The sequence below is a fragment of the Janthinobacterium sp. LS2A genome, assembly GCF_036543145.1.
Classification (GTDB): domain Bacteria; phylum Pseudomonadota; class Gammaproteobacteria; order Burkholderiales; family Burkholderiaceae_D; genus Janthinobacterium; species Janthinobacterium aestuarii.
Window position 1 is genome coordinate 129,438 of sequence record NZ_JAZHPB010000008.1, and the last position, 25,378, is coordinate 154,815.

Consider the following 25,378-nt stretch of genomic DNA (forward strand, 5'->3'; position numbering starts at 1 on the left):
AAGCATGGTGTATGACCGTATCAAACAACAGATGATGGACACCTTGCCCTTCGTGCGGCTGCTGGGGATCAGCATCGACGACATCGGCGCCGGCACCTCGAAGGTGTCGATGCCGGAAGATCCAAAACTGAATAATCACCTGGGCACGCAGCATGCTGGCGCCTTGTTTACCCTGGCCGAAACGGCTTCCGGCGCGGCCATGGCTGGCGGCTTCGCCGAGCTGATACTGGGCTTGCGCCCGGTGGCCAAGGAGTCGCGCATCCAGTACCAGAAGGTGGCCCGGGGCGCGACGCGCGCCGAAGGCCGGGTACCGGGCGACCTGGCTGCCTTGAAGGCGCAGCTGGCGCAGGACGGCAAGGTGGCGTTTCCCGTGGCAGTCGATATTTTCGACGCCGAAGGCACGCTGGCGGCACAGGTGACGGTGGACTGGTATTTGTCGCAGAAGCGATAGGCCAGCATCCCGGACATTCGACAGAACACGAACCTCGTTCAACATCTTTGAAAGCATAAAATGAGCAAACAACTTCAAGACGCGTACATCGTCTCTGCAACCCGCACCCCGATCGGCAAGGCGCCGCGCGGCATGTTCAAGAACACCCGCCCGGACGACCTGCTGGTGCGCGTGCTGCAATCGGCCCTGGCGCAAGCGCCTGGCCTCGACCCGGCACTGATCACCGACGCCATCATCGGCTGCTCGTTCCCGGAAGCGGAGCAGGGCTTCAATATCGCGCGTAACTCGGTGCTGCTGGCCGGCTTGCCGAAAACCGTTGGCGGCGTCACCGTCAACCGTTACTGCGCTTCGGGCATCACGGCGATTGCCATGGCGGCCGACCGCATCCGCGTGGGCGAAGCCGACGTGATGATCGCCGGCGGCATCGAATCGATGTCGATGGTACCGATGATGGGCCACCACCCATCGATGAACCTGGACATGTTCAGCGACGAGAACATCGGCATGGCTTACGGCATGGGCCTGACGGCTGAAAAAGTGGCGCAGCAATGGAAAGTGTCGCGCGAACAGCAGGACGCGTTCTCCGTTGAATCGCACCGCCGCGCCATCGCCGCGCAGCAAGCCGGTTTCTTCAAGGCGGAAACGACGCCAGTGGAAATCATCACGCGCACGCCGAACCTGGCCACCGGCCAGGTCGATGTAACGCGCCGCACCGTCGACACCGACGAAGGCGCGCGCGCCGATTCGTCGATGGAATCGCTGGCAAAACTGAAGCCTGTCTTCGCCGCCAAGGGTTCCGTCACGGCCGCCAACAGCTCGCAGATGTCCGACGGCGCCGGTGCGCTCTTGATCGTCAGCGAAAAAATCCTGCGCGAGCACAACCTGACCCCGCTGGCGAAATTCTCCTCGTTCGCCGTGCGCGGCGTGCCGCCGGAAATCATGGGCATCGGTCCTAAATTCGCCATTCCTGCCGCCTGCGCCGCCGCCGGCATCACGCAAGACCAGCTGGACTGGATCGAGCTGAACGAAGCGTTTGCCGCGCAAGCCCTGGCCGTCATCGGCGACCTGGGCCTGGACCCATCGAAGGTCAACCCGATGGGCGGCGCGATCGCCCTGGGCCACCCGCTGGGCGCGACCGGTGCCATCCGCGCCGCCACCGTGATCCACGCACTGCAGCGCACCAAGCAGAAGTACGGCATGGTCACGATGTGCGTGGGCGCCGGCATGGGCGCGGCAGGTATTTTCGAACGCGTATAAGTTCGACGGGCTAAAGCAATAAAACAGGGCGCTGCGGGATTACCCCGGCGCCCTTTATCTTTTTGGAGACGACATGGATATTTTGTGCAGCAAGAGCGAGGGCATCCTGACCCTGGAATTCAACCGCCTGGAACGCAAGAATGCGATCACGGGCGCCATGTACCAGACCCTGGCCGACGCGCTGGTGGCGGCCGAGACCGATGATGAAGTACGCGCCATCCTGATCTGCGGCAAGCGCGAGATTTTCACGGCCGGTAACGACCTCGACGACTTCATGAAGACGGCGCGCCCGAAAGATGGCTCGCTCGACCATGACCGCCCCGTGTTCCAGTTCATGCGCGCCCTGTACGGCAGCAGCAAGCCCGTGGTGGCGGCTGTTTCCGGTCCCGCCATCGGCATCGGTACCACCTTGCTGATGCATTGCGACCTCGTCTATGCGGCCGACAACGCCAGCTTCTCGATGCCGTTTACGCAGCTGGGACTGTGCCCGGAATTCGGCTCCAGCCTGCTGCTCACGCAACTGGCCGGGTACCCGCGCGCGGCGGAAAAATTGATGCTGGGCGAAGCGTTCCCGGCCAGCGAAGCGCTGGAAATGGGCCTGGTCTCGAAAGTCGTGCCCCTGTACGACTTGATGACGTACGCGCAAGGCCAGGCGGCCAAGCTGGTAGCCCTGCCAGCGGCCTCCATCCGCGCCACCAAGCGATTGATGAAGCAAAGCCGCATGGAGCCGATGAAGGCGGCCATCGCCGAGGAAAACAAACTGTTCAGCGCCATGCTGGGCGGCGCCGAAGCGAAGGAAGCGTTTACGGCGTTCTTTGAAAAGCGGAAGCCGGATTTCAAACAGTTTGCATAAGGCAGGGCCTGACATCTCGTCGGGCCCGGCACCATCTGATTTGGACATGATGATCAGTGATGAGAATGCGGTGGCCGGTGCTGCCGCAATTCATCGAATGGATTTTTCTCAGCTCCCGACCTGCGTATGAGGATGTGCCTTCAACGAGGGATGGAAGCGGCCAATTCCGAGCTATCGAGGAAGAATGCGCGGTTGTCAGCGAGTTTCTCGATCATGAAGTCAATAAAAGTCCTCACCCGCAGAGACTGTTCCGCCCGATGCCCATAGTAGATATAGATGGCGCCGCACTCGCTGACATGCTGCATGAGCAAAGGCACGAGCCGGCCGCTACGGATATGCGGCATGGCCTCGAAACTCCCTAGCTGTCCAATGCCAAGGCCCGACAACACCGCCCGTGTCTCCATCGCGGTGTCATTCACGCAAATGACGGCCGGTATGTCCCGATGCACAATTTCATCGCCGATCTGGAACTGCCATTGGGCGACCTTGCCTGTATTTGCCCACCGATAGCCGGTGCAGCTGTGCTGGCTCAGTTCGTCTATCGTCCGAGGAGCGCCGTGGCGCTGAATGTAGTCCGGCGATGCGCAAACGATCAACTGAATGGGCACGAGCCGCCGCGCAATCGACGCTCCCGAGGGCGGCGGTCCACCCCGGAAACCGACATCGGCGCGTCCGCTCACCAGATCGGTGAACTGGTCATCGAGCTGGATGTCGAGCTGCACTTTGGGATGGGACTGGTGGAATAATTCGAAAAATTGCCAAAGCACGGACAGCCCCAGCGACTGGGCAGCGTTGATGCGCAATATCCCGTTCACTTCTTCCTTTGACCGGCGCGCTTCGTCGAGGGACGACGACAGTATGGCCAGTGCCGGTTTCACGCTGTCGAACAGGCGCTGGCCTTCTTCCGTCAAACTCAGCTTGCGCGTGGTCCGGTGGAACAGGCGCACGCCAAGTGATTTTTCCAGCTGGATCACCGATTGGCTGGCCGCCTGCGGCGAGATGCCCTGGTCGATGGCCGCACGCCGCAAACTGCCCAGCGTTGCCGTGCGGACGAAGACGGTAATGGAGCGGATATCGTACATGGAGCGAGAATGATTAGCAAGTTTTAGTTGATTATCATTCTAGCATTTGACCACTAGTTCATGCCAATTTTTGCTTCTATCATTCGCCCTTTAAGCACCTCGGGAGCAGAATGATGAAGAACGTTCAACAGCACGAATTCAAGCGCGTCTGGTTGATTACCGGTGCATCCAGGGGCATCGGCGCGCTGATTGCAGAGGCGGCACTGGCGGACGGCAATGCGGTGGTCGCAACCGGGCGTAACGCGGCAGCGGTCGTCGAGCGGCTTGGCACATCCGCCGCGTTGCTGCCGCTTGCGCTCGACGTGACGAATGAGGAGCAAATCAGGCTGGGCGTGCGTGTTGCGCTGGAACATTTTGGGCGTATTGACGTGCTCGTCAATAATGCGGGCTTCGGTCTGCTGGCTGCCGTGGAAGAGTCTGGCGATGCGGATGTGAGACGGATGTTTGACACGAATGTCTTCGGCTTGCTGAACGTGACGCGCGCCGTGCTACCCACAATGCGGGCGCAGCGTTCCGGTCACGTGATCAATATTTCATCGATCGGCGGCTATCAGGCTGCGGCAGGGTTCGGGGTGTATTCATCGACAAAATTTGCCGTCGAAGGCATCACGGAAGCCATGCATACCGAACTCAAGCCACTGGGAATTCACGCCACCATCGTTGAACCAGGTTATTTCCGCACCGATTTCCTCGATGCCTCGTCGCTGCTCGTAGCACCCGATGAAATTGGCGATTACGCGGCGACTTCGGGCGCCGTGCGCAAACAAGCGTTAGCGCTGAACCACAATCAGCCCGGTGATCCCAAAAAATTGGCGGCCGCCATGCTCCGCCTTGCCGACGCGCCCAATCCGCCACTGCGCCTTCCCATGGGCACCGACACGCTGGCTGCTATTGCCGCAAAAAACGCCTTTGTGGCACAGGAAATGGAGACGTGGCGCGAGCTCTCCGCATCGACGGATTTTCCCGCCTGACAGAGTTTGACCGGGGGCCATGCCTGAATTTGCCCATGTAAGCGGTTCGCAGCTGCATCCCCCGATGCTTGAAACCATTGTTGATATCGCGTTCGCTGGCAAGGAATAACGCATGAGCACACCTGATTCTGTTGTCAAAGTTCTCCACCATCACATACGGCGGATGTCAGGACGCGATCCGCACGAGCCGCACCGTGTCGCATCGTCTCTGGAATTGTTATTCGACCTGACTTTCGTCACATGCTTTGCGTTTGCCGCGGCACAGTTCGCACACGCACTCGCGGCAGGCCATTACGCCAGCGCGCTCATCGGATTTGGATTTTCGAGCCTCTGCATCTGCTGGGCCTGGTTCAATTTCACGTGGTTTGCATCCGCCTACGACACTGACGACTGGATTTTCCGCATCACCACCATGGTACAGATGACGGGTGTGCTGGTGCTGGCGGTTGGCTTGCCGCGCCTGTTCTCTTCCATCGAACACGGCCAGCAGCTCGATAACTCGGTGATGGTACTTGGCTACGTGATCATGCGCGTGGCGCTGATATTTCAATGGTTGCGGGCAGCGAGGCAAGACGTCGCACGGCGCCGCGCGTGCCTCAGCTATGCCGCCGCCATTGCGATTGCCCAGATAGGCTGGATAGCGATTATTCTTTTCCCTTTCTCGATGGGCGTGACCATTGTCCTCGTTGTCATCTGGTTTCTCATCGAGTTCGCCGGCCCCATGCTGGCGGAGCGCAAGGATGGCGGTACGCCCTGGCACGCGGAGCACATTGCCGAACGCTACAGCCTGTTCGCCATCCTTGCCTTGGGTGAAGGGTTGGTCGGTACGGTCGCGACTTTGTCTGCCGAAATAGAGCACCAGGGCTGGACACTGGAAACGGCGCTCGCTTGTCTTGCAGGTGTCGGACTGACCTTTGGCATGTGGTGGGTGTATTCCATTCTGCCGTCGGCAAATGTGCTGCACGTGCATCGCTCACGCGCTTTCATCTGGAGCTATGGGCAGATACTGATCATTGCATCTATTGTGGCAACGGGGGCTGGCCTGGACGTCGCGGCGAACCTGATTGAAAACAAGGCCCATATCGGCACACTCCCGGCCCTGCTCGCCACCGCGCTTCCCGTGACCATTTTCCTCGCCTTGATTTATGCGCTCCACTATTTTCTTGTGCGCCGCTTCGACCAACTGCATATATGGCTTTTGCTTGCGACAGCTGCCGTCATCGCGACAGCGATCATGGCGGCGATCTTTGGCGCGAATATCGTTGAATGTCTCGGTATTCTGCTCTTTGCACCGGTCATCACGGTCGTCGGCTATGAAGTCTTGGGACACCGTCACCAGGGCGACATGCCAACGCCGCGTTAGTGTGTGACGCAGTGCGCGAACCGATTGCATGCTGTTGATAGGGCTGCCGACAAGCAAACCTGACATTTTTATCTTTTATGATACTTTTCTGAAGAATTTCATTTTTTTACGCTAATTCATTGATTGCGACAATTGTCATTCTCAAATGATGTGAGAGTCCGTAGCCATACGCTTTCACAGCCATGACGGCCAGTTAATGCGTATTGTTCGAGTATTGCTGCTGCAGTTAAAAACAGGAGGAGCATTCATGATTCGATTGGTGTTGCTGTTATTGGGCGTCGAATATCTACGCAAGCGCTGGCGCGGTATCCTGTTGATCGGATTGATATGGCTGCTCGCAGGCCTGGTCATATTTATCGACGCACTCGATAACGCGCTGTACTTCCCGATCAATTTCTTTGCTTACCTGTTCCTGGCCGAAGGCCTGGCAACGCTGGCTGTGGCATGGACCGGCGTCGGCGGCCAACGCATCCTGCGATACGTGAAAGGCTGCGCCGTCGTGCTGGCGGCGATGCTGATCTTCGCCGGTCACCACCATGGCAATTTCCTGTTATCGATGATTTTTGGGACGCTGTTTCTCGCCGATGGGCTGATACAGTGCATTTCCGCTTACATGGTCCGCTATCGCCGCTGGCGCGTGGCCTTCTCGTGGGGTGTGGCCGAGATTGCGCTGGCCATTTTCTTTTATCAGCCCTACCCGACGCATTATGTCGGCACACTGCCGTATTGCCTGGGCTTGTTCCTGATGTTTGGCGGCGCCAACTTGATCGCCCTGGCCGCCCGTGTTCGCCGCATGAGCGATAACCCGGCGCTGTCGGAATCGGTGCAGCCTGACATTCAGCCGGATGAGCAGCTTGCTTCCGCATTCACGCAAGTGGAGTGGGAAGGTCCTCCCGCGGACCATGAGCAGGCGCTGACGGTGCACGTCTGGACGCCTTCCGGCTCAGCCAAGTCGCCCACCCAGAATTACCCGATCGTCGACCGCTATATCGCCGCGGTCGATGTCAACGGCGTGATCTCCACCGGGCATGCGGCATTGGAGTCGCCGGAGGGTATTTATATCAGCCTGTATCCGAGTGTGGAGATTGACCGTTCGCCCGACGATTTCGGGCGCCTGCTGCGCGCCACCCGCGAAAATGACGTACCGGGCGTATTCCAGCCCGATTACGCGACAGAGTCGAAGGCATGGTGCCCGTCCACCGTTCAGGTCCGTATCCGGAATTATGACCCACGCCAGCTGCAGTCTTTCTGGCGCCATTATCGCGAGGACGCGACTTACAATCTCACGCATCGCAATTGTTCCAGTACCGTCGCCCGGGCTCTGGAAGCGGCTATCGACGGCGCCGTTGGACGCCTGTACGGGGAGCGAGCAGGCTGGAGAGTGTTTTTCCGCATCCTGGCGACACCGGAACTGTGGGTCGCCGCCCAGATCCGCAAGCGTGCCGTGACGATGGCGTGGACGCCCGGGCTGACGCTCGATTACTCCCGAGCGCTCAGCATGCTGGCCGACCCGCGTCCGTTCGCCTGGTGGAAATTGGCAAGGACCGCCTTCAGCCGGATGGCGCAATTGCGCCGCGAATGGCGCGCCCAGGATCATGGCGCCGTTGATCTTCGCGAGCAGCCTGATGAAGACGCCATGCGTGACAAGCGCGCGTAGGTCGCCGCTGCTGCATTGAAATAGAGGTCTATAGACGACTGGTCTAATTGTGCTACAATGCCTCGCATGAAAGCTGAATACACCGACGTGCGCCAGCACATTATCGACCAAGGCAAGGCCATCATCACGCGCAAGGGTTTTGCCGGGGTGGGGCTGAACGAGATCCTGTCGGCCGCCGACGTGCCCAAGGGCTCGTTCTACCATTACTTCAAGTCCAAGGAATTGTTTGGCGAAGCGATGCTGGAAGATTACGTCACCGGCTACCTGGCGGAAATGGAAGACGTGCTGGGCCAGCCGGGCCAGAACGCGGCGCAGGCGCTGATGGCGTATTGGGCCAGCTGGACCAGTGCAAGCCTCGACGGCAGCGGCTGCGATTGCCGCTGCCTGGTGGTCAAGCTGAGTAGTGAAGTGGCGGACATGTCGGAGCCGATGCGCGTGGCGCTGCTCGACGGCACCCACCGCATCATCGCCAGACTCGCCCTGGCCATCGCGCGCGGCAGGGTGGACGATTCGCTGCCATCGGTGGCCGATCCGGCGCAGATGGCCGCCACCTTGTACCAGCTGTGGCTGGGTGCGGCCATGCTGACCAAGCTGCGGCGCGACGCCAGCGCCTTGCAAACAGCGTGGCGTGCGACCCTGGCGATGTTGCAGCTGCCGCCGGACAGCGACCGATAGGCAGCAAACCAAGCAAACAAGCGGACGCACCATGTCCGCATTTTTTGAACTGCATTCTAGACGACCAGTCTAATAATAGAGGAGCAGCAGCATGAAGAATTTTGAATTCCATAACCCGACCAAGATCGTGTTCGGCGCCGACACCGTCGCCAAATTGTCCACCCTGGTGCCGCATGATGCGCGCGTGCTGATTTTGTACGGCGGCGCCAGCGCGGAAAAGACGGGCACCCTGGCCGAAGTGCGAGCTGCGCTTGCGCTGGGCCAGCGCAGCGTGCAGGAGTTTGGTGGCATCGAACCCAATCCCAGCTATGAAACCCTGATGCGCGCCGTCGCCCAGGTGCGCAGCGAGAAAGTGGACTTCCTGCTGGCCGTCGGCGGCGGCTCCGTGATCGACGGCACCAAGTTCGTCGCCGCAGCCGCCCTGTACGACGGCGAGCCGTGGGAAATCGCCGAGCGCGGCGGCGCCAATGTGCAGCGTGCCCTGCCGTTCGGCACGGTGCTGACCTTGCCAGCCACGGGGTCGGAAATGAACAGCGGCGGCGTGGTGACGAAAAAAGCCACGCATGCCAAGCTGAGTTTCCGTAATCCGCTGCTGTACCCGCAGTTTTCCGTACTCGACCCCAGCAAGACCTTCACCTTGCCGGCCACGCAGGTGGCCAATGGCCTGGTCGACGCCTTTGTCCACACGACGGAGCAGTATCTGACCTATCCGGTGCAGGCGATGGTGCAGGACCGCTTTGCCGAAGGCTTGCTGCAGACGCTCGTCGAGATCGCGCCGCAGGCGGTCGCTTCGCCCGACGATTATGCGACTCGCGCCAACCTGATGTGGACCGCCACCCTGGCCCTGAATGGCTTGATCGGCGCGGGCGTGCCGCAGGACTGGGCCACCCACATGATCGGCCACGAACTGACGGCCCTGTACGACATCGACCATGCGCGCACCCTGGCCCTGGTGCTGCCGGCCCTGCTGGACGTACAGCGCGAGCAGAAACGCGGCAAATTGCTACAGTATGGTGAACGTGTCTGGAACATCACCAGTGGCAGCGACGACGAGCGCATCGATACCGCCATCGCCCGCACGCGCGCCTTCTTTGAAGGCCTGGGCATCCCAACCCGTTTGTCGGCCTATCAGCTGGGCCAGGAAGCGGTGGAAGCGGTACTGAAACAATTGGAAGCACATGGCATGACCTCACTCGGCGAACACCGCGATATCGACCTCGCGCGCAGCCGCCGTATCCTCGAAGCAGCACTGTAACCCTGACATAAAAGGACACAACATGAACATCCTGATGGTACTGACCTCGCACGACCAACTCGGTAATACCGGCAAGAAAACCGGCTTCTGGCTGGAAGAATTCGCCGCGCCCTACTATGCCCTGAAAGAAGCGGGCGCGAAGCTGACGGTAGTGTCGCCCCACGGCGGCCAGCCGCCGCTGGACCCGAAAAGCGACGAGCCGGATTCGCAAACGGACGCCACGCGCCGCTTCAAGCAGGACGCCGATGCGCAAGCTGTGCTGGCCAACACGGGCAAGCTGGCCGACGTGAAGGCGGGGGACTTCGATGCCGTGTTTTACCCGGGCGGCCATGGCCCGCTGTGGGACCTGGCCGAAGACCCGCACTCGATCGCGCTGATCGAGCAGATGATCGCCGCCGGTAAGCCCGTCGCCGCCGTCTGCCACGCGCCCGGCGTGCTGCGCCACGTGAAGGCAGCCGATGGCACGCCGCTGGTGCGCGGCAAGCAGGTGACGGGCTTTACGAATACCGAGGAAGACGCCGTCGGCTTGACGGCCATCGTGCCTTTCCTCGTCGAGGACATGCTCAAGCAAAACGGCGGCGTCTACTCGAAACTGGGCGACTGGCAGCCGTACGCCGTCACCGATGGCTTGCTGGTCACGGGCCAGAATCCCGCATCGTCGGAAGCGGCCGCGCAGGCGCTGCTCAAGCTGCTGGGCTGATGCCAGGGTAGTGCGTCCGGCCGCTGGACGTCACACCGCAGTGCGTCCGGCGGTCATGCCCGCCAGGATCAGGCCGACCGAGACGTGCCATTGCGTCTCGCTGGCCGGCCTGCCCGCCAGCGCATAGCCGTGCAGGAAATCGACGAGCGTATCGCGCCCGCGCAGCCGGGTTTTCTTGTCCAGCGCGAGACCGTAGAGGGCTTGCTCAAACAGCGCCGTGAACCGCTGGGCCACGTCGGCTTGCTCCACCAGCCCGCGTGCCATCAGGCGCACGAAATACGGCGTGGCGCTGACCAGTTCCAGGTACAGCGCGCACAGCGCGAGCACACGCCGTGGCGCTGCCTGGCGCCGCGTAAATGGCGGCTGCTGCGGGTCGAGCACGGTAAAACGCTGCGCCATCAAGGCCAGCAACAGTTCCTCTTTCCCCGCGTAGTAGTGATACAGGGCCATGGCATCGACGCCCAGGCTCTGCGCCAGCGCGCGCATGGAAAACGCGTCACCTTTTTCTTCCAGCAGGGCCAGGGCCGCTTGTAGGATGGCGGCGCTATCCAGCGCGGGCTTGGTGCGGCGCGGACGCCCGGCGCGGCGCACGGGAGATTCCGTGGCTTGAAGTTTTTGGGTTTTCATGGGCATAATTCTACACTGTAGAATTAAATCAAGGAGCACCCATGCAAAAAACTTTCGTCAGCGTTTTTCTCGGTATCAGCCTCGATGGCTGCATCGCGGGAGAGAACGGCGACCTGTCCTGGATGGCCGAACTGGCGCCCGACTCGCCCGATGCCACCGGCTACACGGCATTGATGGAGCAGGTCGATACCTTGCTGATCGGCCGCACCACGTATGACGCCGTGCTGGGGTTCGAACCGTGGCCGTATGCGGCCAAGCGCGTGCAGGTATTGAGCCACCGCGGCTTCGCGCCGCGCCATGGTGAACAGCGCCGCGAAGGCAGCGTGCGGGACGTGCTGGAGGCGCTGGCGGAAGAGGGTTGCCGCCACGTGTATCTCGATGGCGGCGCCGTTGTCCGCGCCGGTTTGCGTGAGGGCGTCATCGACAGCCTGACTTTGTCCGTGCTGCCTGTGGTGCTGGGCAAGGGCGTGCGCCTGTTCGAGGACGGCTTGCCGCGCAGCGACTGGCGCCTGGACGGCACGCGCCAGCTGCCCAGCGGCGTGGTGCAGCTGCGCTATCGGAAAAATTAGCCCGCGCTGGCGATATCGACGATGAAGCCGGGATCGTAGCGTTCATTTTCCGGCGTGCCGTCGGGCCGCTTGTAGCCGCAAGGGTTGCACACGACGCGGCAATCCTGGACGCGGTAGTCGAGCGAGGCGTGCATGTGGCCATGCACCCACAGGTCCGCCTGCGCCACCAGTGCATCGAGCTGCGAGGCAAACGCGGGCGAGCCGAGATTGGTCGCGTATTGCGCTTCCACCGACAGCATCGAGGGCGCCATGTGCGTGATGACGACCGTCTTGCCCTCGAAGGGTTGCGCCAGCTGCTGTTCCAGCCAGGCGCGGTGCCGTGCGTGCAGCTGCGCCGTGTCGCTGGCGCACAAGAGGCGCGGCGTGTCGCCGCCCGTGCTGATGCGCTTGTAGTCGGGCATGTAGGCTTGCGCCGCGCTCAATGCTTCGTCCCGGCGCTCCTCGCCGAACAGCAGGAAATCCGTCCACAGCGTGACGCCGAGGAAGCGCATGCCGCCGAGCGTCACGGCGTCGCCGTCGAGCAGGCGGATGTTGGCGCCGTGCGCATTGGCGCTGGCGCAGGCGTCGCGCACGGCGTCCTGCATGTGTTCGAGCTGGTGGCCATAGCCTTCATGGTTGCCGTGCACGTACAGCACGGGCAGGGCGCCGAAGGTGCGCGCGGCCCAGGCGATGGCATTGCTGCCCGTGTCGATGTCGCCGGCCAGGATCACCACGTCGGGTCGGCAGGCGGCAAGGTCGATGGCGGGTGTGTCGTCACCCCAGACTTCCAGGTGCAGGTCGGACAGGATCAGCAAACGCATGGCAATAGGGGAGCAGTGACTGGGCCTCTATCGTAGCGCAAGTTGCCGCGCCCGTCTGCTTGACCGCGCAAGGGTAGCGACGTTACCCTGTGGCATCGATTACCGCAACTTACCCTGGAGCCGCATGCCGCCTTTCTTCCTTCCCAAGTCCTTGCTCAGCATCGCGCTGGCCGCCATGGCGCTGCCGTTTGCCGCACATGCGGAAACGCCTGCCATCGATCCCTTGACGCAGCCGATCGCCTCGCCGTATGCGGCGCAATGGAACCGCCCGCAGCAGCCGGCACGCATCCACGGCGACACGTATTACGTGGGCGTGGGCGGCTTGAGCGTGGTGCTGATCCACACGCGCGAAGGCTTGATCCTGATCGACGGCGCGCTGCCGCAATCGGTGGCCGCCATCAAGGAGCATATCCTGGAGCTGGGCTTTCGCCTGGAAGACATCAAGTTCATCCTGAATACGGAAGCGCATTTCGACCATTCAGGCGGCATCGCCGCCCTGGCCCGCGACAGCGGCGCGCAAGTGATCGCCAGCCCGCTCGGCGCGCAGGCGCTGCGCGCGGGCTCGGTGCTCGCCATGGATCCGCAAGCGGGCGAAATCGACCCCATGCCGGCCGTGGAAAACGTGCGCGAAATCGCCGATGGCGAGACCCTGGAACTGGGCGGCGTGAAGGTGACGGCGCGCTATACGCCGGGCCACACGCCGGGCAGCACCAGCTGGACCTGGGTGTCGTGCGAGGATGCGGAGCGTACGGACTGCCTGAACGTCGTGTTTGGCGCCAGCCTCACGCCGGTGGCGGCCGACGATTTTCACTACCTGGGCGATGAACGCCATGCTGACCTGACGCCGGCCTTCCGCCGCGTCATGCAGGACTTCGCCAAACTGCCATGCGACATCCTGATCTCGGCCCATCCCGACCATTCCGGCGGCGACCGCAAGCTGACGCAATTGCTGGAAGGCGTCACGCCGAATCCCTTCATCGATGCGCAGGCGTGCAGCAGCTACGCGGCCAAAAATGAAGCGAAGCTCGATGCGCGCATCGGCAAGGAAAAAGCGGCTGCGACAAAATAACAACGTTGGCGCGTTCGCCATGAAAAGCGGTTGACGCACTGCAGCATCCGGTGCAGAATCATCGTCCGCAGTGCAGATTAACCCAACAAAAGAAAGGATACCCATGTTCGAGCAGGCTGGCAGCAAGTCGTACTTCCACTAGCCCCGCGCATGACGCTCGGGGCCACCGGCATCTTGCCGATCCCGAGCCGGTGTCCTTGAAAACCCCGGTGAGGAAACTCGCCGGGGTTTTTTGGTTTACCAGGACCCCGGCATAACGCAGACATCAGGAACACCGTTATGCCCATTCATCAGACCCTGCGCGGCGCCCATGTGCCCGTGCATATTTTTACCGACGATATCGACGCGCAGGCACTGCGCCAGCTGCACAATATCGCCAGCCTGCCCATCGTCCATCCATATGTGGCGGCCATGCCCGATGTGCATGCCGGCATCGGCGCCACCGTCGGCAGCGTGATTCCCACGCGCGGCGCCATCATTCCGGCCGCCGTGGGCGTGGACATCGGCTGCGGCATGAACGCCGTGCGCACCACCCTGACGGCCAGCGACTTGCCCGACAACCTGGCGCGCCTGCGCAGCGCCATCGAAGCGGACGTGCCCGTCGGTTTCGAGCAGCACGACTGGAGCCGCGTGCAGGGTTCGCGCCATGCACGCGCCACGCGCCCCCTTGCCGGCCGCCTGGAGCATATCGTCGAGCGCCACCGCGGTATCGCCAAGATGCTGCGCCAGTTCGAACGCACGTGGATCTGCCAGGCCGGCACCCTCGGCGGCGGCAACCATTTCATCGAGATCTGCCTCGACGAGGAACAGCGCGTGTGGATCATGCTGCATTCGGGCTCGCGCGGCATCGGCAACGCCATCGGCCGATACTTCATCGCCGCCGCGCAGAAGGACATGCGGCGCCACCAGCTGCAGCTGCCGGACGCGGACCTGGCCTATCTGAGTGCAGGCTCCACGGTGTTCGACGACTATGTGGAAGCGGTGGACTGGGCGCAGGATTATGCGCTGCTCAACCGCAGCGAAATGATGCGCCGCGTGCTCGACGTACTGGCGAAGTTTGCGCCGCCGTTCCAGCTCGACGGAGAGGCCATCAACTGCCACCACAACTACATCGCGCGCGAAACGCATGGCAATGCCGACTTGTACGTGACGCGCAAGGGCGCCATTTCGGCGCGGCAGGGGGAGCTGGGCATCATCCCCGGCAGCATGGGCGCGCGCAGCTTCATCGTGCGCGGCAAGGGCAATCCGGAGTCGTTGTGTTCCTGCTCGCACGGAGCGGGGCGCAGCATGAGCCGCAGCGAGGCGAAGCGCCGTTACGACCGCTTCGATCTGGCCGAGCAGACTGCCGGTATCGAATGCCGCAAGGATGGCGGCGTGGTCGACGAGATTCCGGCCGCCTATAAAAATATCGACGCCGTGATGGCGCACCAGAGCGACCTGGTCGAGGTGGTGCATACCTTGCGCCAGGTCGTCTGCATCAAGGGTTGAAAGGAGAGCATATGAAAATCAAAGTGAAAGCCACGCCCAAGCCGCGCAATCCGCTGGTGGCGGCAGCGAAACTGCGCGGCGGCGCCGGCGCGCACCAGTCGGAGGCGTCGCCGCGTGCGGCGCGCCGGGCCGGCAAGCACCGCCTGCAGCAAATGCTGGCGGGCCGCCTCAAAGCTGACGATTAGCGGACCGGCAGTTCGACGATGAAGTTCGGATCAAAAGCGGGATTTTGCGGCGTGCCGCTGCGCGTCTTGTAGCCGCACGGGTTGCTGACGACGCGGCAGCGGCCGATGCGGTAGTCGCGCGAGACGTGGAGGTGGCCATGCACCCACAGGTCCGCCTGCGCGGCCAGGTCGTCCAGGCGCGAGGCGTAGGCGGGCGAACACCCTTCGCTGCCGTAGGCATCGTCGACCGACAGCAGCGACGGCGCCATGTGGCTGATGACGACAGTGCGTCCGTCGAAGGGCTGCGCCAGCTCGCGCGCCAGCCATGCTTTTTGCTGCGCATGGAACATGGCCGTATCGGCCGCGCGCAGCTTGCGAAAGCCCATGCCGGCCAGGCGGATGCGCTTGTAATCGTTCATGACGGCTTCCGCGTCGCGCATGGCCGCTTGCCGCGTGTCGTCGCCCAGCAGGCGGAAATCCGTCCACAGGGTGGCGCCCAGGAAGCGTACCTTGTTGCCTGCCTGGTCGGTGATCACATAGGACTCCGCATCGAGAAAATGCACGTTGGGCGTGGCGGCGCAGGCCGCGCGCAGCTCCTGGCGCACCTTGTCCAGATGGTGGCCATAGCCTTCGTGGTTGCCATGCACATACAGCACGGGCAGGCTCGCGAATGCGCTGGCTGCCCAGGCGACGGCGCGGGTGCCCGTGTCGATGTCGCCGGCCAGGATGACGGCGTCGGGGCAGCTGAGCGCGAGGTTGCCCTGCGGCGCTTCGTCGCGCCATAGCTCGTGGTGCAGGTCCGACAGTATCAATAAACGCATGCTGTTTTCACGCCTGTTGAAAGAGTACCATCGTACCTGAAAACCTTCACTCTTCCGGCAGCGCGGCGAAGCTGTGCGCCAGGTAGTCGATCAGCGCGCGCACGGCCGGCAGCAGGCCGCGCCGCGAGGGAAATACCGCGTGGATGATTTCGCGCTGCGGCCGCCACTGCTCCATCAGCTGCAGCAGGCTGCCATTGGCCACCTGCTCGGTGATCATCATGGTCGGCAGCTGCACCACGCCCACGCCGGCCACCGCCGCGTCGCGCAGGGTCAGCATGTCGCCCGTGACGAAGCGCGGCGTATGGCGCAGCTGGGCGCGCGCCCCATTGGGGCCATATAAATCCCACTGGTAGTGCTGTTGCGGCATGCCCAGGGCCAGGCTGGGCCAGTCGGCCAGGTCGGCCGGCGCCTTCGGCAGCGGTGCGCCGGCGAACAGTAACGGGCTGCCCACCATGCACTGGCCCCGTTCGGCCAGCACGCGCAGCACCAGGTCGCTGTCGGGCAGCGGCGGCGGACGCACGCGGATGGCCACGTCGATGCCTTCGGCCACCAGGTCGACGCGGCGGTTACTCGCTTCCAATAACAGAGTCACCTGCGGATGCGCGCGCATGAAACCGGCCAGCATGGGCGCGACCAGCGATTGCAGCAGGGCGATGGGGCAGGACAGGCGCACCGTGCCGCGCGGCGCGGCCCGCGTCAGTTCGATCGCTTCCTGCGCCGCTTCCGCTTCCACCAGCATCGCCTTGCAATGCTCGTAAAACGTCTGTCCCACGTCGGTAACGGAAAAATGCCGCGTCGTGCGCTGCAGCAGGCGTGCGCCGAGGCGCTCTTCCAGCAGCGCGATGCGCCGGCTCAGTTTGGATTTCGGCATGCCCAGCGCGCGCCCGGCCGGCGCGAAGCCGCCATGGTCGACCACCTGCACAAAGTAATACAAGTCATTCAGATCTTGCATGCCACCTCCTTGATCGTTCTATTTTTGGAACGCTGATGGCCTATTTTACCGTCTACCCGCTTCATCGTTGCAGGTCTATTCTGTCTCCATCGTAATGCAAACCTCAACAGGAGATCGAGATGAACAAAGTCACAGGTATCTACAGCGCACCGCGCCAGCACTGGGTAGGCGATGGTTTCCCCGTGCGCTCGATGTTTTCGTATAACGGCCATGGCAAGCAGCTGAGCCCATTCCTGCTGCTCGACTATGCCGGCCCCGCCGAATTTGCCCCCGGCACCCGTCCGCCCGGCGTCGGCTCGCACCCGCACCGCGGCTTTGAAACGGTGACCATCGTCTACAAGGGCGAAGTGGCGCACCGCGATTCGACGGGCCAGGGCGGCGTGATCGGCCCCGGCGACGTGCAGTGGATGACGGCCGGCGCCGGCATCCTGCATGAAGAGTTTCACTCGCCTGCCTTCACGCAGTCGGGCGGCACCTTGGAAATGGTGCAGCTGTGGGTAAACCTGCCGGCGAAAAACAAGATGACGGCGCCCGGCTACCAGGCCATCACCAGCGACACGATACCCACGCTGGCGCTGCCCGACGATGCAGGTTCCGTGCGCGTGATCGCCGGCGATTTCGCTGGCCAGCATGGCCCGGCCCGCACGTTCTCGCCGATGCAGGTGTGGGATGTGCGCCTGGCCCAGGGCAAGCTGACGGAACTGCCCGTGCCCCGCGGCTGGAGCACGGCGCTGATCGTCCTGCATGGCACGGTGCTGGTCAATGGCGAGAGCGTGGTGCGCGAAGCGCAGATGGCGCTGTTCGAGCGCGACGGCGACAGCATCACCGTCGAGGCGAACAACGACGCCGTGGTGCTGCTGCTCAGTGGCGAGCCGATCGATGAACCCATCGTCGGCCATGGCCCCTTCGTCATGAACACCGAAGCGGAAATCGCGCAGGCGTTCGAGGATTTCAACAGCGGCCGTTTTGCCCGCATCGCGAAGTAATTTGTGCAGCGAATTTGTGTAGCGAATTGTGTAGTACCCGTGCCGCATCCCGCGGCACGGTTTTTCAGGAGACCACCATGAGCACCCCCGCCAACTTCCAAGGTTTGCCACCGATGATCGATCCCGACGACGCCGTCATGCTGCTGATCGACCACCAGAGCGGCTTGTTCCAGCTGGTGCGCGACATCGAGCAGCACGTGCTGCGCGGCCACGTCACGGCGCTGGCCAAGCTGTCCCGCCTGGCCAAGATGCCGACGTTTACCACCGCGTCCGTGCCCGACGGCCCGAACGGCCCCTTGATCCCGGAAATCCACCATTTCAATCCGGAAGCCGTCTACATCCCGCGCACGGGCCAGATCAACGCCTGGGACAATCCGGCCTGGGTCGAAGCCATCGAGAAGACGGGCCGCAAGACCCTGCTGATCGCCGGAACGCTCACCAGCGTGTGCATGGCTTTTCCCACCATCAGCGCGCTGGCGGCCGGCTACAAGGTGTTTGCCATCATCGACGCCTCGGGCAACTGGTCGAAGATGGCCACCGACATCACCATGGCACGCGTCACGCAAGCGGGCGCCGTGCCGATCGACACGTATGCCGTGCTGGCTGAAGTGATGAGCACCTGGAACCGCGCCGATGCGATGGAATTCGCCGCCATCATGACCGACCACATCGTGCCGCCGTACCGCGCGCTGATCGAAAGCTACGACAAGGCGCAGGGCGTGCAAAAGAATGGCCGCGAAACGAAGCTGGAAATCCTCGAGGCGGCATCGAAGGGTTAGTCGCCGCTACGGCGCTTCGTAGCTGCTGCGTATCGCCGCCAGCACGCCGCGCTGTTCCAGGCGTGTGATGGCGGCGTTCAGTTGCGCCAGGTCGGCGGGGCTGGTCGTGCGCGCGTTGAGCATCAGGTGCACGGGCGCGCGCAGTGCCAGGAAGGGCAGGGTGTTCAAGGCCACGCCCTGCAGACGCGCTTCGTGGCGCACGGCTAGCACGTCGCCCAGCAACAGGTCGGCGCGGCCTGCGTCGAGCATGAGGATGCCTTGCCGGAAGCTGCCGAAGGTATTCAGGCGGCCGTCTTTTTCCATTGCCGGACGGGCCGCCGCATAGTCGGCCCCGTACCAGCCCACCTTGGGCGCGAGCAGGGTGGACTTGCCGCGCGCGAGCTGCGCGAAGCTGGCGACCTGGCGGTGGTTGCCGTGCGCGCCGGATTTGCTGAAGACACCGACGGCTTCATCGCGATACGAGAGGGAAAAGCGGGCATAGGACTGGCGTTCCGGCGTCTCGGACGCGGCGGGCAGCAGGTCCAGTTCGCCTTTCTGGAACAGCAGCTGGCGCCGCGCCGTGGGCAGTTCCGGCACGGTCAGCAAGGTGCAGCGCGCCTCCTTGAAGATGGCGCGCAGCAGTTCCAGGTCCAGCCCCGTATAACTGCCCTGGGCGTCGCGGTAGACATACGGCGGCCATTGCTCGAGCGCCATCGTCATGCGGCAGGCCAGGGCGGGCAGGACGCTGCCAAGCAGCGTTGCCGCAAGCAGCACGTGGCGCAAGCGCATGGAACATCTCCGCAGTGGTTCAAGTGTAGTGCTTAGCAATTTGCCAGAATGGCCACGGAAGTCAAGCAGTGCATGGCGGGTTGCGGATATCAAATGGGCTATAGTGGCGGCTGTCTTCATCCAAAGGAAATCCGCTTGACTCCCCCGCTCGAGATCGCCGCCAATGTCTTGATGACTGCTTCCATCATCCTGGCCGGACGCAACAACATTCATTCCTGGTGGATCGGCATGGTCGGCTGCGTGCTGTTTGCCGTGCTGTTTTTCCAGGTCAACCTGTACGCCGACGTGATGCTGCAGCTGTTTTTCATCGTCACCTGCGTCATCGGCTGGCTGCAATGGCGGCGCGGCGCCGGCGGCAAGCCGTTGCCGATCACGCGCACGGGTTGGCGCAGCCTGGCCTGGGTCGTGCCGGCCGGTATCGCCTCCGTGGCGATCTACGGCATGCTGCTGCACCGCTTCACGAACGCCTACGCGCCATTCATCGATTCGGCGGTGTTGGTATTTAGCATCATCGCGCAATTCCTGCTGATGAGCCGCCGCATCGAAACGTGGGCTTTCTGGCTGCTCGTCAACACCGTCGCCGTGCCGCTCTACTACAGCCGCGGCCTGCACCTGACAGCCGTGCTGTATGCGGCCTACTGGGTCAACGCCGTCATTTCCTGGTACTGGTGGAGCGTGCAGGCACGCCGCGCGGCGGCCGCACCGCCGGCGCTGGCCGACGCCTGATATTGCCAAAAACCAAGTCCTTAGATCCAAATCGTATATACATTCAATTTTTAATTCGTTCACCCCATAAAGACACCGGGATATAGTGGCCTTTCCCCGCTTACCGGTGTCTTTTATGTTGCGTTTTACCCTTTCTGCCTGTTTTTACGCCGCCCGGCACCAGCTGACCATGCAATGCATGGCGCAGTGGATGCCGATGCGTGCCCGTCCACGCATCCCGTAATTCCTTCATCCCCCCGTCGTCGTTTTGCCCGCAGGCCAATCCGGTCCGTGTGCCCCTGCTCGGCCTTTTTTATCTGAAAAAGGCTGCAATCCCAATAAGAGGAAACCATGTTCAAACCACTCGCCATCAGTCTTGCCATCGCCGCCGCCTTTCCCGCCGTCTCCACCATCGCCCATGCCGAGGACGACATGCTGCGCGTCAACGTCACCGGATCGAATATCCGCGTCAGCGAAAAAGAGGGGGCCAGCGCCGTGCAGGTCATCACGGCCAAGGAATTGAAAGCCAGCGGCAAGACCAGCGTGTCGGATGTGCTGCGCGCCATCTCCGCCAACAGCGGCAACAGCTACAACGAACAATATACGGGCAGTTTCTCGGCCGGCACCTCGGGCCTGTCGCTGCGCGGCATCGGCCAGAAAAATACCCTGATCCTGGTGAACGGCAAGCGCGTTGCCAGCTATGCGACGGCGCAAAACCTGCAGGAAACCTTTGTCGACCTGAACAGCCTGCCGATGGCGGCCGTACAGCGCATCGAGGTGCTCAAGGATGGCGCCTCGTCGATCTACGGTTCCGATGCCGTGGCCGGCGTCGTCAACATCATCCTGTACAAGGAATTCACGGGCACGGACATCACGGCGCAGTGGGGCGGCTCGACCGAAGGCACGGGCCAGCATGAAAAGAGCGCGGCGCTGCAGACGGGTTTCGGCAAGCTCGAGGAAGACGGCTACAGCCTGGTCTTCTCGATCGACGCGCAGCAGCGCGACAAGCTGCAGCAAAGCGACGTGGCGTGGATGCGCGATGCGGACTTCCGCAATCAGCAGCGTGGCGCGCTTGGCTGGGTAGCCACCAATTATGCGGGCAGCGATCCGACGCGGACCCTGGGCGGGGTGCGCGGACCGCTGCAGCTGGTCAATTATGGCGACATCACGCCCGGCAAGACGGGGCAAGTGCTCGCGTATAACCCGTCGCCGTATAAAACCCTGATCCCCGGCATCCAGCGCGTGCACACGGCCGCGCGCGCCACCTTCAAACTGAACGCGGACACGGAAGCGTACGTCGACTTGCTGCACAGTTATTCGCGCGCCGACCAGACCTTCAGCGCGCCGCTCACTGTCAACAATGCCACGCGCGTGTGGAACAACGCCACGCAGGCGCTCGACACCATCCCCGTCGTGCTGCCGGTCGGCCATCCGAACAATCCGGGCGCCACGCCCCTGCCGTTCACGGCCACCCTGTTCGACCTGGGACCGCGCCTGAAACAGGACAAGGTCACCTTCTACCGCGCGCTGGCGGGCGTCAAAGGCACGCTGGCGGGCTGGGACTGGGATGCGGCCGTGGGGCACTCCAGCAGCAAGCTGGAAGAAACCGTGCAGAACTTCGTCAACCGCTACGAATTCCAGAAGGTGCTGGCCGATGGCAGCTATAACTTCCTCGACCAGTCGCAAAACAGCGAAGCGGTGCGCAACCGCCTGCGCCTGTCGACCCTGCGTCCGGCCGAGTCGACCCTCGACACCGTCGATTTCTCGGCCGCGAAAGACCTGTGGCAATTGCCGGCCGGTCCGCTGGGCTTTGCCGCCGGTGCCCAGTGGCGCCGCGAAAAGATGGATTCGCAAACCTCGACGGCCGTGCTGTCGGGTACGGAGCTGCGCCCGGCCATCAACATCATCAACGGTTCGCGCAGCGTGTCGGCCCTGTTTGCCGAATTCAACGTGCCCGTCGTGAAAGACCTGTCCGTCAATCTGGCGGGCCGCGCCGACCATTACAGCGATTTCGGCAATGCGTTTTCGCCGAAGGCCAGCGCGCGCTACCAGGCGGCGCCGTGGCTGCTGGTGCGCGGTACCGTGTCGCGCGGCTTCCGCGCGCCGTCGCTGCCGGAAATCACGCAAAGCACGGCCGTCAGCTACGTCAGCGTGCTCGATCCGCGCGACCCGATCACGCCCACGCAGACGCGCGGCGTGACGGCCATTACCATCGCCAATACGGCGCTGCGTCCGGAGCGCTCGAATAACCTGAACCTGGGCGTGGTGGTGTCGCCGACCAGCAGTTCGAGCATCGGCCTCGATTACTACCGCATCAAGCAAGATGGCGTGATCGGCACGGAAAGCGCCACCACCACGCTCGCCAATGAAGCGTCGGCGCCGCAGAAGATCACGCGCGATGCCGATGGCCGCATCACGACCCTGTACCGCCAGTACCGCAACCAGGGACAGCGCGAAGTGTCGGGTATCGACCTCGACCTGCGCCAGCGCTTCGTCGACAAGGACTGGGGCAAGCTGACCCTGGCCGGCCAGTTGAGCCGCGTGCTGCGCTTTGCCGAGCCGCTGTCGGACGGCGCGCCGCTCACCGATGGTGCCGGCACCAATTATTTCGGCTCGATTCCGAAATGGCGCGGCGTCACGTCAGCCACGTGGGAGCAGGGCAAGTGGTCGTCCACGCTCACCTGGAACTACGTGGGCAGCTATGCGCAAAACACGCATCTCGATGAATCCGTGGCCGCCTTCAGCACGTTTGACGTGACCACCAGCTGGCAAGTCACGCCAGCGGCGAACGTCACCTTCATCGTGCAAAACCTGGCCAACAAGCGCGCGCCGTGGGATTACTCGGCCTCGGGTTTCGACTATACGCAGGCCGACCCGCGCGGCCGCTTCGCCTCGCTCAAGCTGAACTACAAGTTCTAATGACCGTTTGACACCTGCCGCTGGCCCGTCTGTTCATGCAGGCGCTGGCGGTAGGCGCTGGGCGTGACGCCCATGCGTTCGCGGAAGGCCGTGGCGAAGTTGCCCGCGTTGTGAAAGCCGATCAGCAGGGCGATATCCTGCACGTCGATCTCGGTCTGCTGCAGCAGTTCCACGCCGCGGGCGATGCGCGCTTCACGGATGAAAGCGAAGACTGTCATGCCCGTCTGCTCGCGGAACATCAAGGTCAGCTTTTCGCGGTAGGTGCCCACGCTGCGGGCGATTTCGGACAGGTTGGGCAGGCTGCCCAAGTTGTCGAGAATCAGTTGTTTGACGGCATTGACGAACACGAGGTCCGGATGTTGCTGCCGGTCGCTGACCGGGGTCGCTGTCGGTGGCGTGCTGTTGCTTCTACGCATCAATCCCAGATGGATATGGATGCGCGCGGCCAGTTCTTCCGGCAAGAAGGGCTTGGAAATGTAATCGACGCCGCCCACCTGCAAGCCCATGATGCGTTCCTTGGCGGCATCGGCGCCGCTGAGAAAGATCACGGGTATCTGTTCCGTTTCGGGATTGGCCTTGAGCAAACGGCACGCCGTGTAGCCATCCATCTCGGGCATGCGCACGTCGAGCAGGATCAGGTCGGGATGCGTGGCCAATGCCAGCTGGTAGCCCTGGTAGCCATTGAAGGCAATGCTGAAGCGATAGGGCTGCTCGCTGAGCAGCTCCATCAGCATGCGCTGCTCGAACGCGGAATCGTCCACGAGCAGGATATTCTTTTTGATGGTTTCGCTGGTCAATGGCATGGCATGGATGACTTAACCAAATAGCAAGTTGTTGCTTATTATGCCCTGCTTTTTCTTTTTTTTCTGCTTTTCTCGTGTTTCAAAAGATGTTTCTCCGCCAGAAGAAGCGCGGATTTCCCAGATCGCCAATAATTCGCTCATGCATTGATTTTAAGCAATGTCGATTGCCAAAAAATCTGTTTTGCAAATGCTGCAAACAATGCCGGAGTCCCCGGGTTCCTGACTCTCGGCACAAGTTTTTTGTCGTCCTGGTTTGCGTGCCCAAGAAAACGCCGGCAATACCGTGACTATCCTCGATGCCCTTCATATTGGTGGGCTCATTAATGATGTTCCATCATCAGGAGGTATCATGTTGCGAGTTATTTTTCCCCGCCTTATCGTTGCCGCCAGCGTGGCGGTTGCCGCCACGGCGTTCCTGCCGCGTAGCGCCGACGCCGCCGTGTATCTGAATGGCAGCGCCACCACCACCTTTGACGTCACCCTGAAAATCATCGCCAATTGCACCATCGCGGCGGCCAATCTCGACTTTGGCCAAAGTCAGGGTGTACTGGCTACTGCCGTTAACGTCAATACGACCGTGAATGTCACCTGCACCAATACCACGCTGTATAACGTGGGCCTGACGGCCGGCTCGGGCACGGGATCGAGCGGCACCACGCGCTATATGAGCGGTACTGGCGGCAACCTGGGGACGGTGCAATTCAATCTGTACCAGACGGCCGGCAGCACCTTGTGGGGCGATACCCAGGGCACGAATACCGTCGGCGGCACAGGCAACGGTTCATCGCAGCCGATCACGGTGTACGGCAATATTCCGCCGCAAGCGACACCGGCGCCCGATACCTACAAGTCGACCATCACGGCCACCGTGTACTTTTAAGCCAGGCGCTGCGTGAAGGCCGGTGCTGTTTCCCTGATGAAAAGCGTGCTGGCGCTGCTGGCCTGCTGTGCGGCGGGCGCACACGGCGCCAATCTGCAGATTTCGCCGGTGACGCTCAATTTGCGCGCGCCACAGAATGCGGCCGGCATCAGCCTGCAAAACCTCGGCGACCAGCCCATCTACGGACAGGTGCGGGTGTTCGCCTGGGAGCAGCGCGATGGCGAGGAAACTCTGGCGCCGACGCAGGAACTGGTGGCCAGTCCGCCGATCGTGGAAATCGCCGCCAACAGCCGGCAGACCATCCGCCTCGTGCGTGCCCAGGCCGGTCCCGTGGCGCAGGAAAAGACGTATCGCGTGCTCATCGATGAAGTCAGCCGCGAAGATGGAGCGGGCCGCAGCGGCATCGATATCCGCCTGCGCTATTCGGTGCCCGTGTTCGTGCTGCCGGCCGGTGCGCCGGGCAAGGAAATACTCGACTGGCAAGTGTTTCGCGAGCGGGGCGAGTGGATGTTGCGTGTCAAGAACAGCGGCAATTTCCATGCACAGATCGGTGCGATGACGTTGACGAACCAGGCGGGCAAGGAATTTGTCATCAGCAAGGGGCTGTTTGGTTATGTCCTGGCGGCACGCATGCGCGTCTGGCGCTTGCCCGTCGCCAGGGAGGCCGAACTGGATGGACCGTTGAGTATTGCGGCAAACGTGAATGCAAAGGCGCTCGTTGCCACGAATTCGACACCTTGAACCGGGCCGCCATGGCGGGCGGGTTTGCCGCGAACCGGGTTAA

27 protein-coding genes are annotated in these 25,378 nt (G+C 62.5%); 19 read left to right on the forward strand and 8 right to left on the reverse strand.

Features of this window, described 5'->3' with window-relative positions; translation table 11 throughout:
* Positions 1 to 4 precede the first annotated feature (4 nt).
* The 3 genes from V3C40_RS21760 (at position 5) to V3C40_RS21770 (ending at position 2,561) form a co-directional block, all read left to right on the forward strand.
* A complete protein-coding gene (locus V3C40_RS21760; protein WP_034753657.1) occupies positions 5 to 451 on the forward strand; it encodes a PaaI family thioesterase in 447 nt (148 codons plus the stop codon).
* Between the two features lie 60 nt (positions 452 to 511).
* Positions 512 to 1,708, forward strand: coding sequence for an acetyl-CoA C-acyltransferase (locus V3C40_RS21765; RefSeq protein WP_034753391.1), 1,197 nt, complete (start codon positions 512 to 514; stop codon positions 1,706 to 1,708).
* 73 nt (positions 1,709 to 1,781) lie between these two features.
* The gene (locus tag V3C40_RS21770) at positions 1,782 to 2,561 is read left to right on the forward strand and encodes an enoyl-CoA hydratase (protein ID WP_072457016.1); all 780 of its coding nucleotides are present in this window, start codon (positions 1,782 to 1,784) and stop codon (positions 2,559 to 2,561) included.
* A 140-nt stretch (positions 2,562 to 2,701) separates the two neighbouring features.
* On the opposite strand, the gene V3C40_RS21775 is transcribed toward V3C40_RS21770, so the two are convergent.
* A complete protein-coding gene (locus tag V3C40_RS21775) occupies positions 2,702 to 3,643 on the reverse strand; it encodes a LysR family transcriptional regulator (RefSeq protein ID WP_331778490.1) in 942 nt (313 codons plus the stop codon).
* Positions 3,644 to 3,756: 113 nt separating this feature from the next.
* Here V3C40_RS21775 and V3C40_RS21780 point away from each other — a divergent pair, with 113 nt between their 5' ends.
* From V3C40_RS21780 to V3C40_RS21805, 6 genes are all read left to right on the forward strand, one after another.
* The gene (locus V3C40_RS21780; RefSeq protein ID WP_331778576.1) at positions 3,757 to 4,614 is read left to right on the forward strand and encodes an oxidoreductase; all 858 of its coding nucleotides are present in this window, start codon (positions 3,757 to 3,759) and stop codon (positions 4,612 to 4,614) included.
* A gap of 112 nt (positions 4,615 to 4,726) precedes the next feature.
* Complete coding sequence (locus V3C40_RS21785) at positions 4,727 to 5,977, forward strand: low temperature requirement protein A (protein WP_331778491.1); 1,251 nt, start codon at positions 4,727 to 4,729, stop codon at positions 5,975 to 5,977.
* A 247-nt stretch (positions 5,978 to 6,224) separates the two neighbouring features.
* Positions 6,225 to 7,634, forward strand: coding sequence for an HdeD family acid-resistance protein (locus tag V3C40_RS21790; protein ID WP_331778492.1), 1,410 nt, complete (start codon positions 6,225 to 6,227; stop codon positions 7,632 to 7,634).
* A gap of 66 nt (positions 7,635 to 7,700) precedes the next feature.
* The gene (locus V3C40_RS21795) at positions 7,701 to 8,309 is read left to right on the forward strand and encodes a TetR/AcrR family transcriptional regulator (protein WP_331778493.1); all 609 of its coding nucleotides are present in this window, start codon (positions 7,701 to 7,703) and stop codon (positions 8,307 to 8,309) included.
* Positions 8,310 to 8,400: 91 nt separating this feature from the next.
* The gene (locus V3C40_RS21800) at positions 8,401 to 9,564 is read left to right on the forward strand and encodes an iron-containing alcohol dehydrogenase (protein WP_331778494.1); all 1,164 of its coding nucleotides are present in this window, start codon (positions 8,401 to 8,403) and stop codon (positions 9,562 to 9,564) included.
* 22 nt (positions 9,565 to 9,586) lie between these two features.
* Positions 9,587 to 10,264, forward strand: a complete 678-nt coding sequence (locus tag V3C40_RS21805) for a type 1 glutamine amidotransferase domain-containing protein (RefSeq protein ID WP_070305371.1) — start codon at positions 9,587 to 9,589, stop codon at positions 10,262 to 10,264.
* 30 nt (positions 10,265 to 10,294) lie between these two features.
* Here the strand turns inward: V3C40_RS21805 and V3C40_RS21810 are convergent, their stop codons facing one another.
* Positions 10,295 to 10,891 (reverse strand): TetR/AcrR family transcriptional regulator, encoded by a 597-nt coding sequence (locus V3C40_RS21810; RefSeq protein WP_331778495.1) that lies wholly within the window; start codon positions 10,889 to 10,891, stop codon positions 10,295 to 10,297.
* A gap of 41 nt (positions 10,892 to 10,932) precedes the next feature.
* Between V3C40_RS21810 and V3C40_RS21815 the strand changes: the two genes are divergently transcribed.
* On the forward strand, positions 10,933 to 11,460 hold the full coding sequence (locus V3C40_RS21815; RefSeq protein WP_331778496.1) for a dihydrofolate reductase family protein: 528 nt from the start codon (positions 10,933 to 10,935) through the stop codon (positions 11,458 to 11,460).
* Here V3C40_RS21815 and V3C40_RS21820 read toward each other — a convergent pair.
* Positions 11,457 to 12,260, reverse strand: coding sequence for a metallophosphoesterase family protein (locus tag V3C40_RS21820; protein ID WP_331778497.1), 804 nt, complete (start codon positions 12,258 to 12,260; stop codon positions 11,457 to 11,459). The genes V3C40_RS21815 and V3C40_RS21820 overlap by 4 nt on opposite strands.
* A 124-nt stretch (positions 12,261 to 12,384) precedes the next feature.
* Here V3C40_RS21820 and bla point away from each other — a divergent pair, with 124 nt between their 5' ends.
* From bla to V3C40_RS21835, 3 genes are all read left to right on the forward strand, one after another.
* A complete protein-coding gene (bla, locus tag V3C40_RS21825; protein ID WP_331778498.1) occupies positions 12,385 to 13,329 on the forward strand; it encodes a subclass B3 metallo-beta-lactamase in 945 nt (314 codons plus the stop codon).
* A 279-nt stretch (positions 13,330 to 13,608) separates the two neighbouring features.
* Positions 13,609 to 14,817 (forward strand): RtcB family protein, encoded by a 1,209-nt coding sequence (locus V3C40_RS21830; RefSeq protein ID WP_331778499.1) that lies wholly within the window; start codon positions 13,609 to 13,611, stop codon positions 14,815 to 14,817.
* A gap of 11 nt (positions 14,818 to 14,828) precedes the next feature.
* Positions 14,829 to 15,002, forward strand: coding sequence for a hypothetical protein (locus V3C40_RS21835; protein WP_175560566.1), 174 nt, complete (start codon positions 14,829 to 14,831; stop codon positions 15,000 to 15,002).
* Here V3C40_RS21835 and V3C40_RS21840 read toward each other — a convergent pair.
* Positions 14,999 to 15,802 (reverse strand): metallophosphoesterase family protein, encoded by an 804-nt coding sequence (locus V3C40_RS21840; RefSeq protein ID WP_331778500.1) that lies wholly within the window; start codon positions 15,800 to 15,802, stop codon positions 14,999 to 15,001. The two genes, V3C40_RS21835 and V3C40_RS21840, sit on opposite strands and share 4 nt — an antisense overlap.
* Before the next feature lie 46 nt (positions 15,803 to 15,848).
* Complete coding sequence (locus tag V3C40_RS21845) at positions 15,849 to 16,754, reverse strand: LysR family transcriptional regulator (protein ID WP_331778501.1); 906 nt, start codon at positions 16,752 to 16,754, stop codon at positions 15,849 to 15,851.
* Positions 16,755 to 16,873: 119 nt separating this feature from the next.
* Between V3C40_RS21845 and V3C40_RS21850 the strand changes: the two genes are divergently transcribed.
* Both V3C40_RS21850 and V3C40_RS21855 read left to right on the forward strand, forming a co-directional pair.
* Entirely contained in the window at positions 16,874 to 17,740 is an 867-nt protein-coding gene (locus tag V3C40_RS21850; RefSeq protein WP_331778502.1) for a pirin family protein, read from the forward strand.
* Between the two features lie 77 nt (positions 17,741 to 17,817).
* Complete coding sequence (locus V3C40_RS21855; RefSeq protein WP_198511246.1) at positions 17,818 to 18,519, forward strand: isochorismatase family protein; 702 nt, start codon at positions 17,818 to 17,820, stop codon at positions 18,517 to 18,519.
* A 6-nt stretch (positions 18,520 to 18,525) separates the two neighbouring features.
* Here V3C40_RS21855 and V3C40_RS21860 read toward each other — a convergent pair whose 3' ends face one another.
* Positions 18,526 to 19,287 (reverse strand): substrate-binding periplasmic protein, encoded by a 762-nt coding sequence (locus tag V3C40_RS21860; RefSeq protein ID WP_331778503.1) that lies wholly within the window; start codon positions 19,285 to 19,287, stop codon positions 18,526 to 18,528.
* A gap of 135 nt (positions 19,288 to 19,422) precedes the next feature.
* On the opposite strand from V3C40_RS21860, the gene pnuC reads away from it, so the two are divergent.
* Entirely contained in the window at positions 19,423 to 20,013 is a 591-nt protein-coding gene (gene pnuC, locus V3C40_RS21865; RefSeq protein ID WP_331778504.1) for a nicotinamide riboside transporter PnuC, read from the forward strand.
* A gap of 330 nt (positions 20,014 to 20,343) precedes the next feature.
* Positions 20,344 to 22,911 carry a TonB-dependent receptor gene (locus V3C40_RS21870; RefSeq protein ID WP_319992209.1) on the forward strand — a complete coding sequence of 856 codons (2,568 nt, stop codon included), beginning with the start codon at positions 20,344 to 20,346 and terminating at the stop codon, positions 22,909 to 22,911.
* Here V3C40_RS21870 and V3C40_RS21875 read toward each other — a convergent pair.
* Positions 22,908 to 23,714, reverse strand: coding sequence for a response regulator transcription factor (locus V3C40_RS21875; protein WP_070305391.1), 807 nt, complete (start codon positions 23,712 to 23,714; stop codon positions 22,908 to 22,910). The two genes, V3C40_RS21870 and V3C40_RS21875, sit on opposite strands and share 4 nt — an antisense overlap.
* Positions 23,715 to 23,726: 12 nt before the next feature.
* Positions 23,727 to 23,855, reverse strand: a complete 129-nt coding sequence (locus V3C40_RS21880; protein ID WP_257620510.1) for a hypothetical protein — start codon at positions 23,853 to 23,855, stop codon at positions 23,727 to 23,729.
* Positions 23,856 to 24,063: 208 nt separating this feature from the next.
* Between V3C40_RS21880 and V3C40_RS21885 the strand changes: the two genes are divergently transcribed.
* Positions 24,064 to 24,594, forward strand: coding sequence for a Csu type fimbrial protein (locus V3C40_RS21885; RefSeq protein WP_034753434.1), 531 nt, complete (start codon positions 24,064 to 24,066; stop codon positions 24,592 to 24,594).
* A 12-nt stretch (positions 24,595 to 24,606) separates the two neighbouring features.
* Entirely contained in the window at positions 24,607 to 25,335 is a 729-nt protein-coding gene (locus V3C40_RS21890; RefSeq protein WP_235194250.1) for a fimbrial biogenesis chaperone, read from the forward strand.
* The last annotated feature ends 43 nt before the right edge of the window (positions 25,336 to 25,378 follow it).

What these genes read in the sequence shown, in the direction of transcription:
- V3C40_RS21770 (WP_072457016.1), top strand. Translation starts at nt 1,782, where the DNA reads ATGGATATTTTGTGCAGCAAGAGCGAGGGCATCCTGACCCTGGAATTC.
- V3C40_RS21820 (WP_331778497.1), bottom strand. Translation starts at nt 12,260, where the DNA reads ATGCGTTTGCTGATCCTGTCCGACCTGCACCTGGAAGTCTGGGGTGAC.
- V3C40_RS21880 (WP_257620510.1), bottom strand. Translation starts at nt 23,855, where the DNA reads ATGAGCGAATTATTGGCGATCTGGGAAATCCGCGCTTCTTCTGGCGGA.
- V3C40_RS21815 (WP_331778496.1), top strand. Translation starts at nt 10,933, where the DNA reads ATGCAAAAAACTTTCGTCAGCGTTTTTCTCGGTATCAGCCTCGATGGC.
- V3C40_RS21775 (WP_331778490.1), bottom strand. Translation starts at nt 3,643, where the DNA reads ATGTACGATATCCGCTCCATTACCGTCTTCGTCCGCACGGCAACGCTG.
- V3C40_RS21810 (WP_331778495.1), bottom strand. Translation starts at nt 10,891, where the DNA reads ATGAAAACCCAAAAACTTCAAGCCACGGAATCTCCCGTGCGCCGCGCC.
- V3C40_RS21835 (WP_175560566.1), top strand. Translation starts at nt 14,829, where the DNA reads ATGAAAATCAAAGTGAAAGCCACGCCCAAGCCGCGCAATCCGCTGGTG.
- V3C40_RS21830 (WP_331778499.1), top strand. Translation starts at nt 13,609, where the DNA reads ATGCCCATTCATCAGACCCTGCGCGGCGCCCATGTGCCCGTGCATATT.
- V3C40_RS21855 (WP_198511246.1), top strand. Translation starts at nt 17,818, where the DNA reads ATGAGCACCCCCGCCAACTTCCAAGGTTTGCCACCGATGATCGATCCC.
- V3C40_RS21870 (WP_319992209.1), top strand. Translation starts at nt 20,344, where the DNA reads ATGTTCAAACCACTCGCCATCAGTCTTGCCATCGCCGCCGCCTTTCCC.
- V3C40_RS21805 (WP_070305371.1), top strand. Translation starts at nt 9,587, where the DNA reads ATGAACATCCTGATGGTACTGACCTCGCACGACCAACTCGGTAATACC.
- V3C40_RS21780 (WP_331778576.1), top strand. Translation starts at nt 3,757, where the DNA reads ATGAAGAACGTTCAACAGCACGAATTCAAGCGCGTCTGGTTGATTACC.
- V3C40_RS21845 (WP_331778501.1), bottom strand. Translation starts at nt 16,754, where the DNA reads ATGCAAGATCTGAATGACTTGTATTACTTTGTGCAGGTGGTCGACCAT.
- V3C40_RS21840 (WP_331778500.1), bottom strand. Translation starts at nt 15,802, where the DNA reads ATGCGTTTATTGATACTGTCGGACCTGCACCACGAGCTATGGCGCGAC.
- V3C40_RS21785 (WP_331778491.1), top strand. Translation starts at nt 4,727, where the DNA reads ATGAGCACACCTGATTCTGTTGTCAAAGTTCTCCACCATCACATACGG.
- V3C40_RS21850 (WP_331778502.1), top strand. Translation starts at nt 16,874, where the DNA reads ATGAACAAAGTCACAGGTATCTACAGCGCACCGCGCCAGCACTGGGTA.
- V3C40_RS21760 (WP_034753657.1), top strand. Translation starts at nt 5, where the DNA reads ATGGTGTATGACCGTATCAAACAACAGATGATGGACACCTTGCCCTTC.
- V3C40_RS21800 (WP_331778494.1), top strand. Translation starts at nt 8,401, where the DNA reads ATGAAGAATTTTGAATTCCATAACCCGACCAAGATCGTGTTCGGCGCC.
- V3C40_RS21885 (WP_034753434.1), top strand. Translation starts at nt 24,064, where the DNA reads ATGTTGCGAGTTATTTTTCCCCGCCTTATCGTTGCCGCCAGCGTGGCG.
- V3C40_RS21795 (WP_331778493.1), top strand. Translation starts at nt 7,701, where the DNA reads ATGAAAGCTGAATACACCGACGTGCGCCAGCACATTATCGACCAAGGC.
- V3C40_RS21860 (WP_331778503.1), bottom strand. Translation starts at nt 19,287, where the DNA reads ATGCGCTTGCGCCACGTGCTGCTTGCGGCAACGCTGCTTGGCAGCGTC.
- V3C40_RS21875 (WP_070305391.1), bottom strand. Translation starts at nt 23,714, where the DNA reads ATGCCATTGACCAGCGAAACCATCAAAAAGAATATCCTGCTCGTGGAC.
- V3C40_RS21790 (WP_331778492.1), top strand. Translation starts at nt 6,225, where the DNA reads ATGATTCGATTGGTGTTGCTGTTATTGGGCGTCGAATATCTACGCAAG.
- bla (WP_331778498.1), top strand. Translation starts at nt 12,385, where the DNA reads ATGCCGCCTTTCTTCCTTCCCAAGTCCTTGCTCAGCATCGCGCTGGCC.
- V3C40_RS21765 (WP_034753391.1), top strand. Translation starts at nt 512, where the DNA reads ATGAGCAAACAACTTCAAGACGCGTACATCGTCTCTGCAACCCGCACC.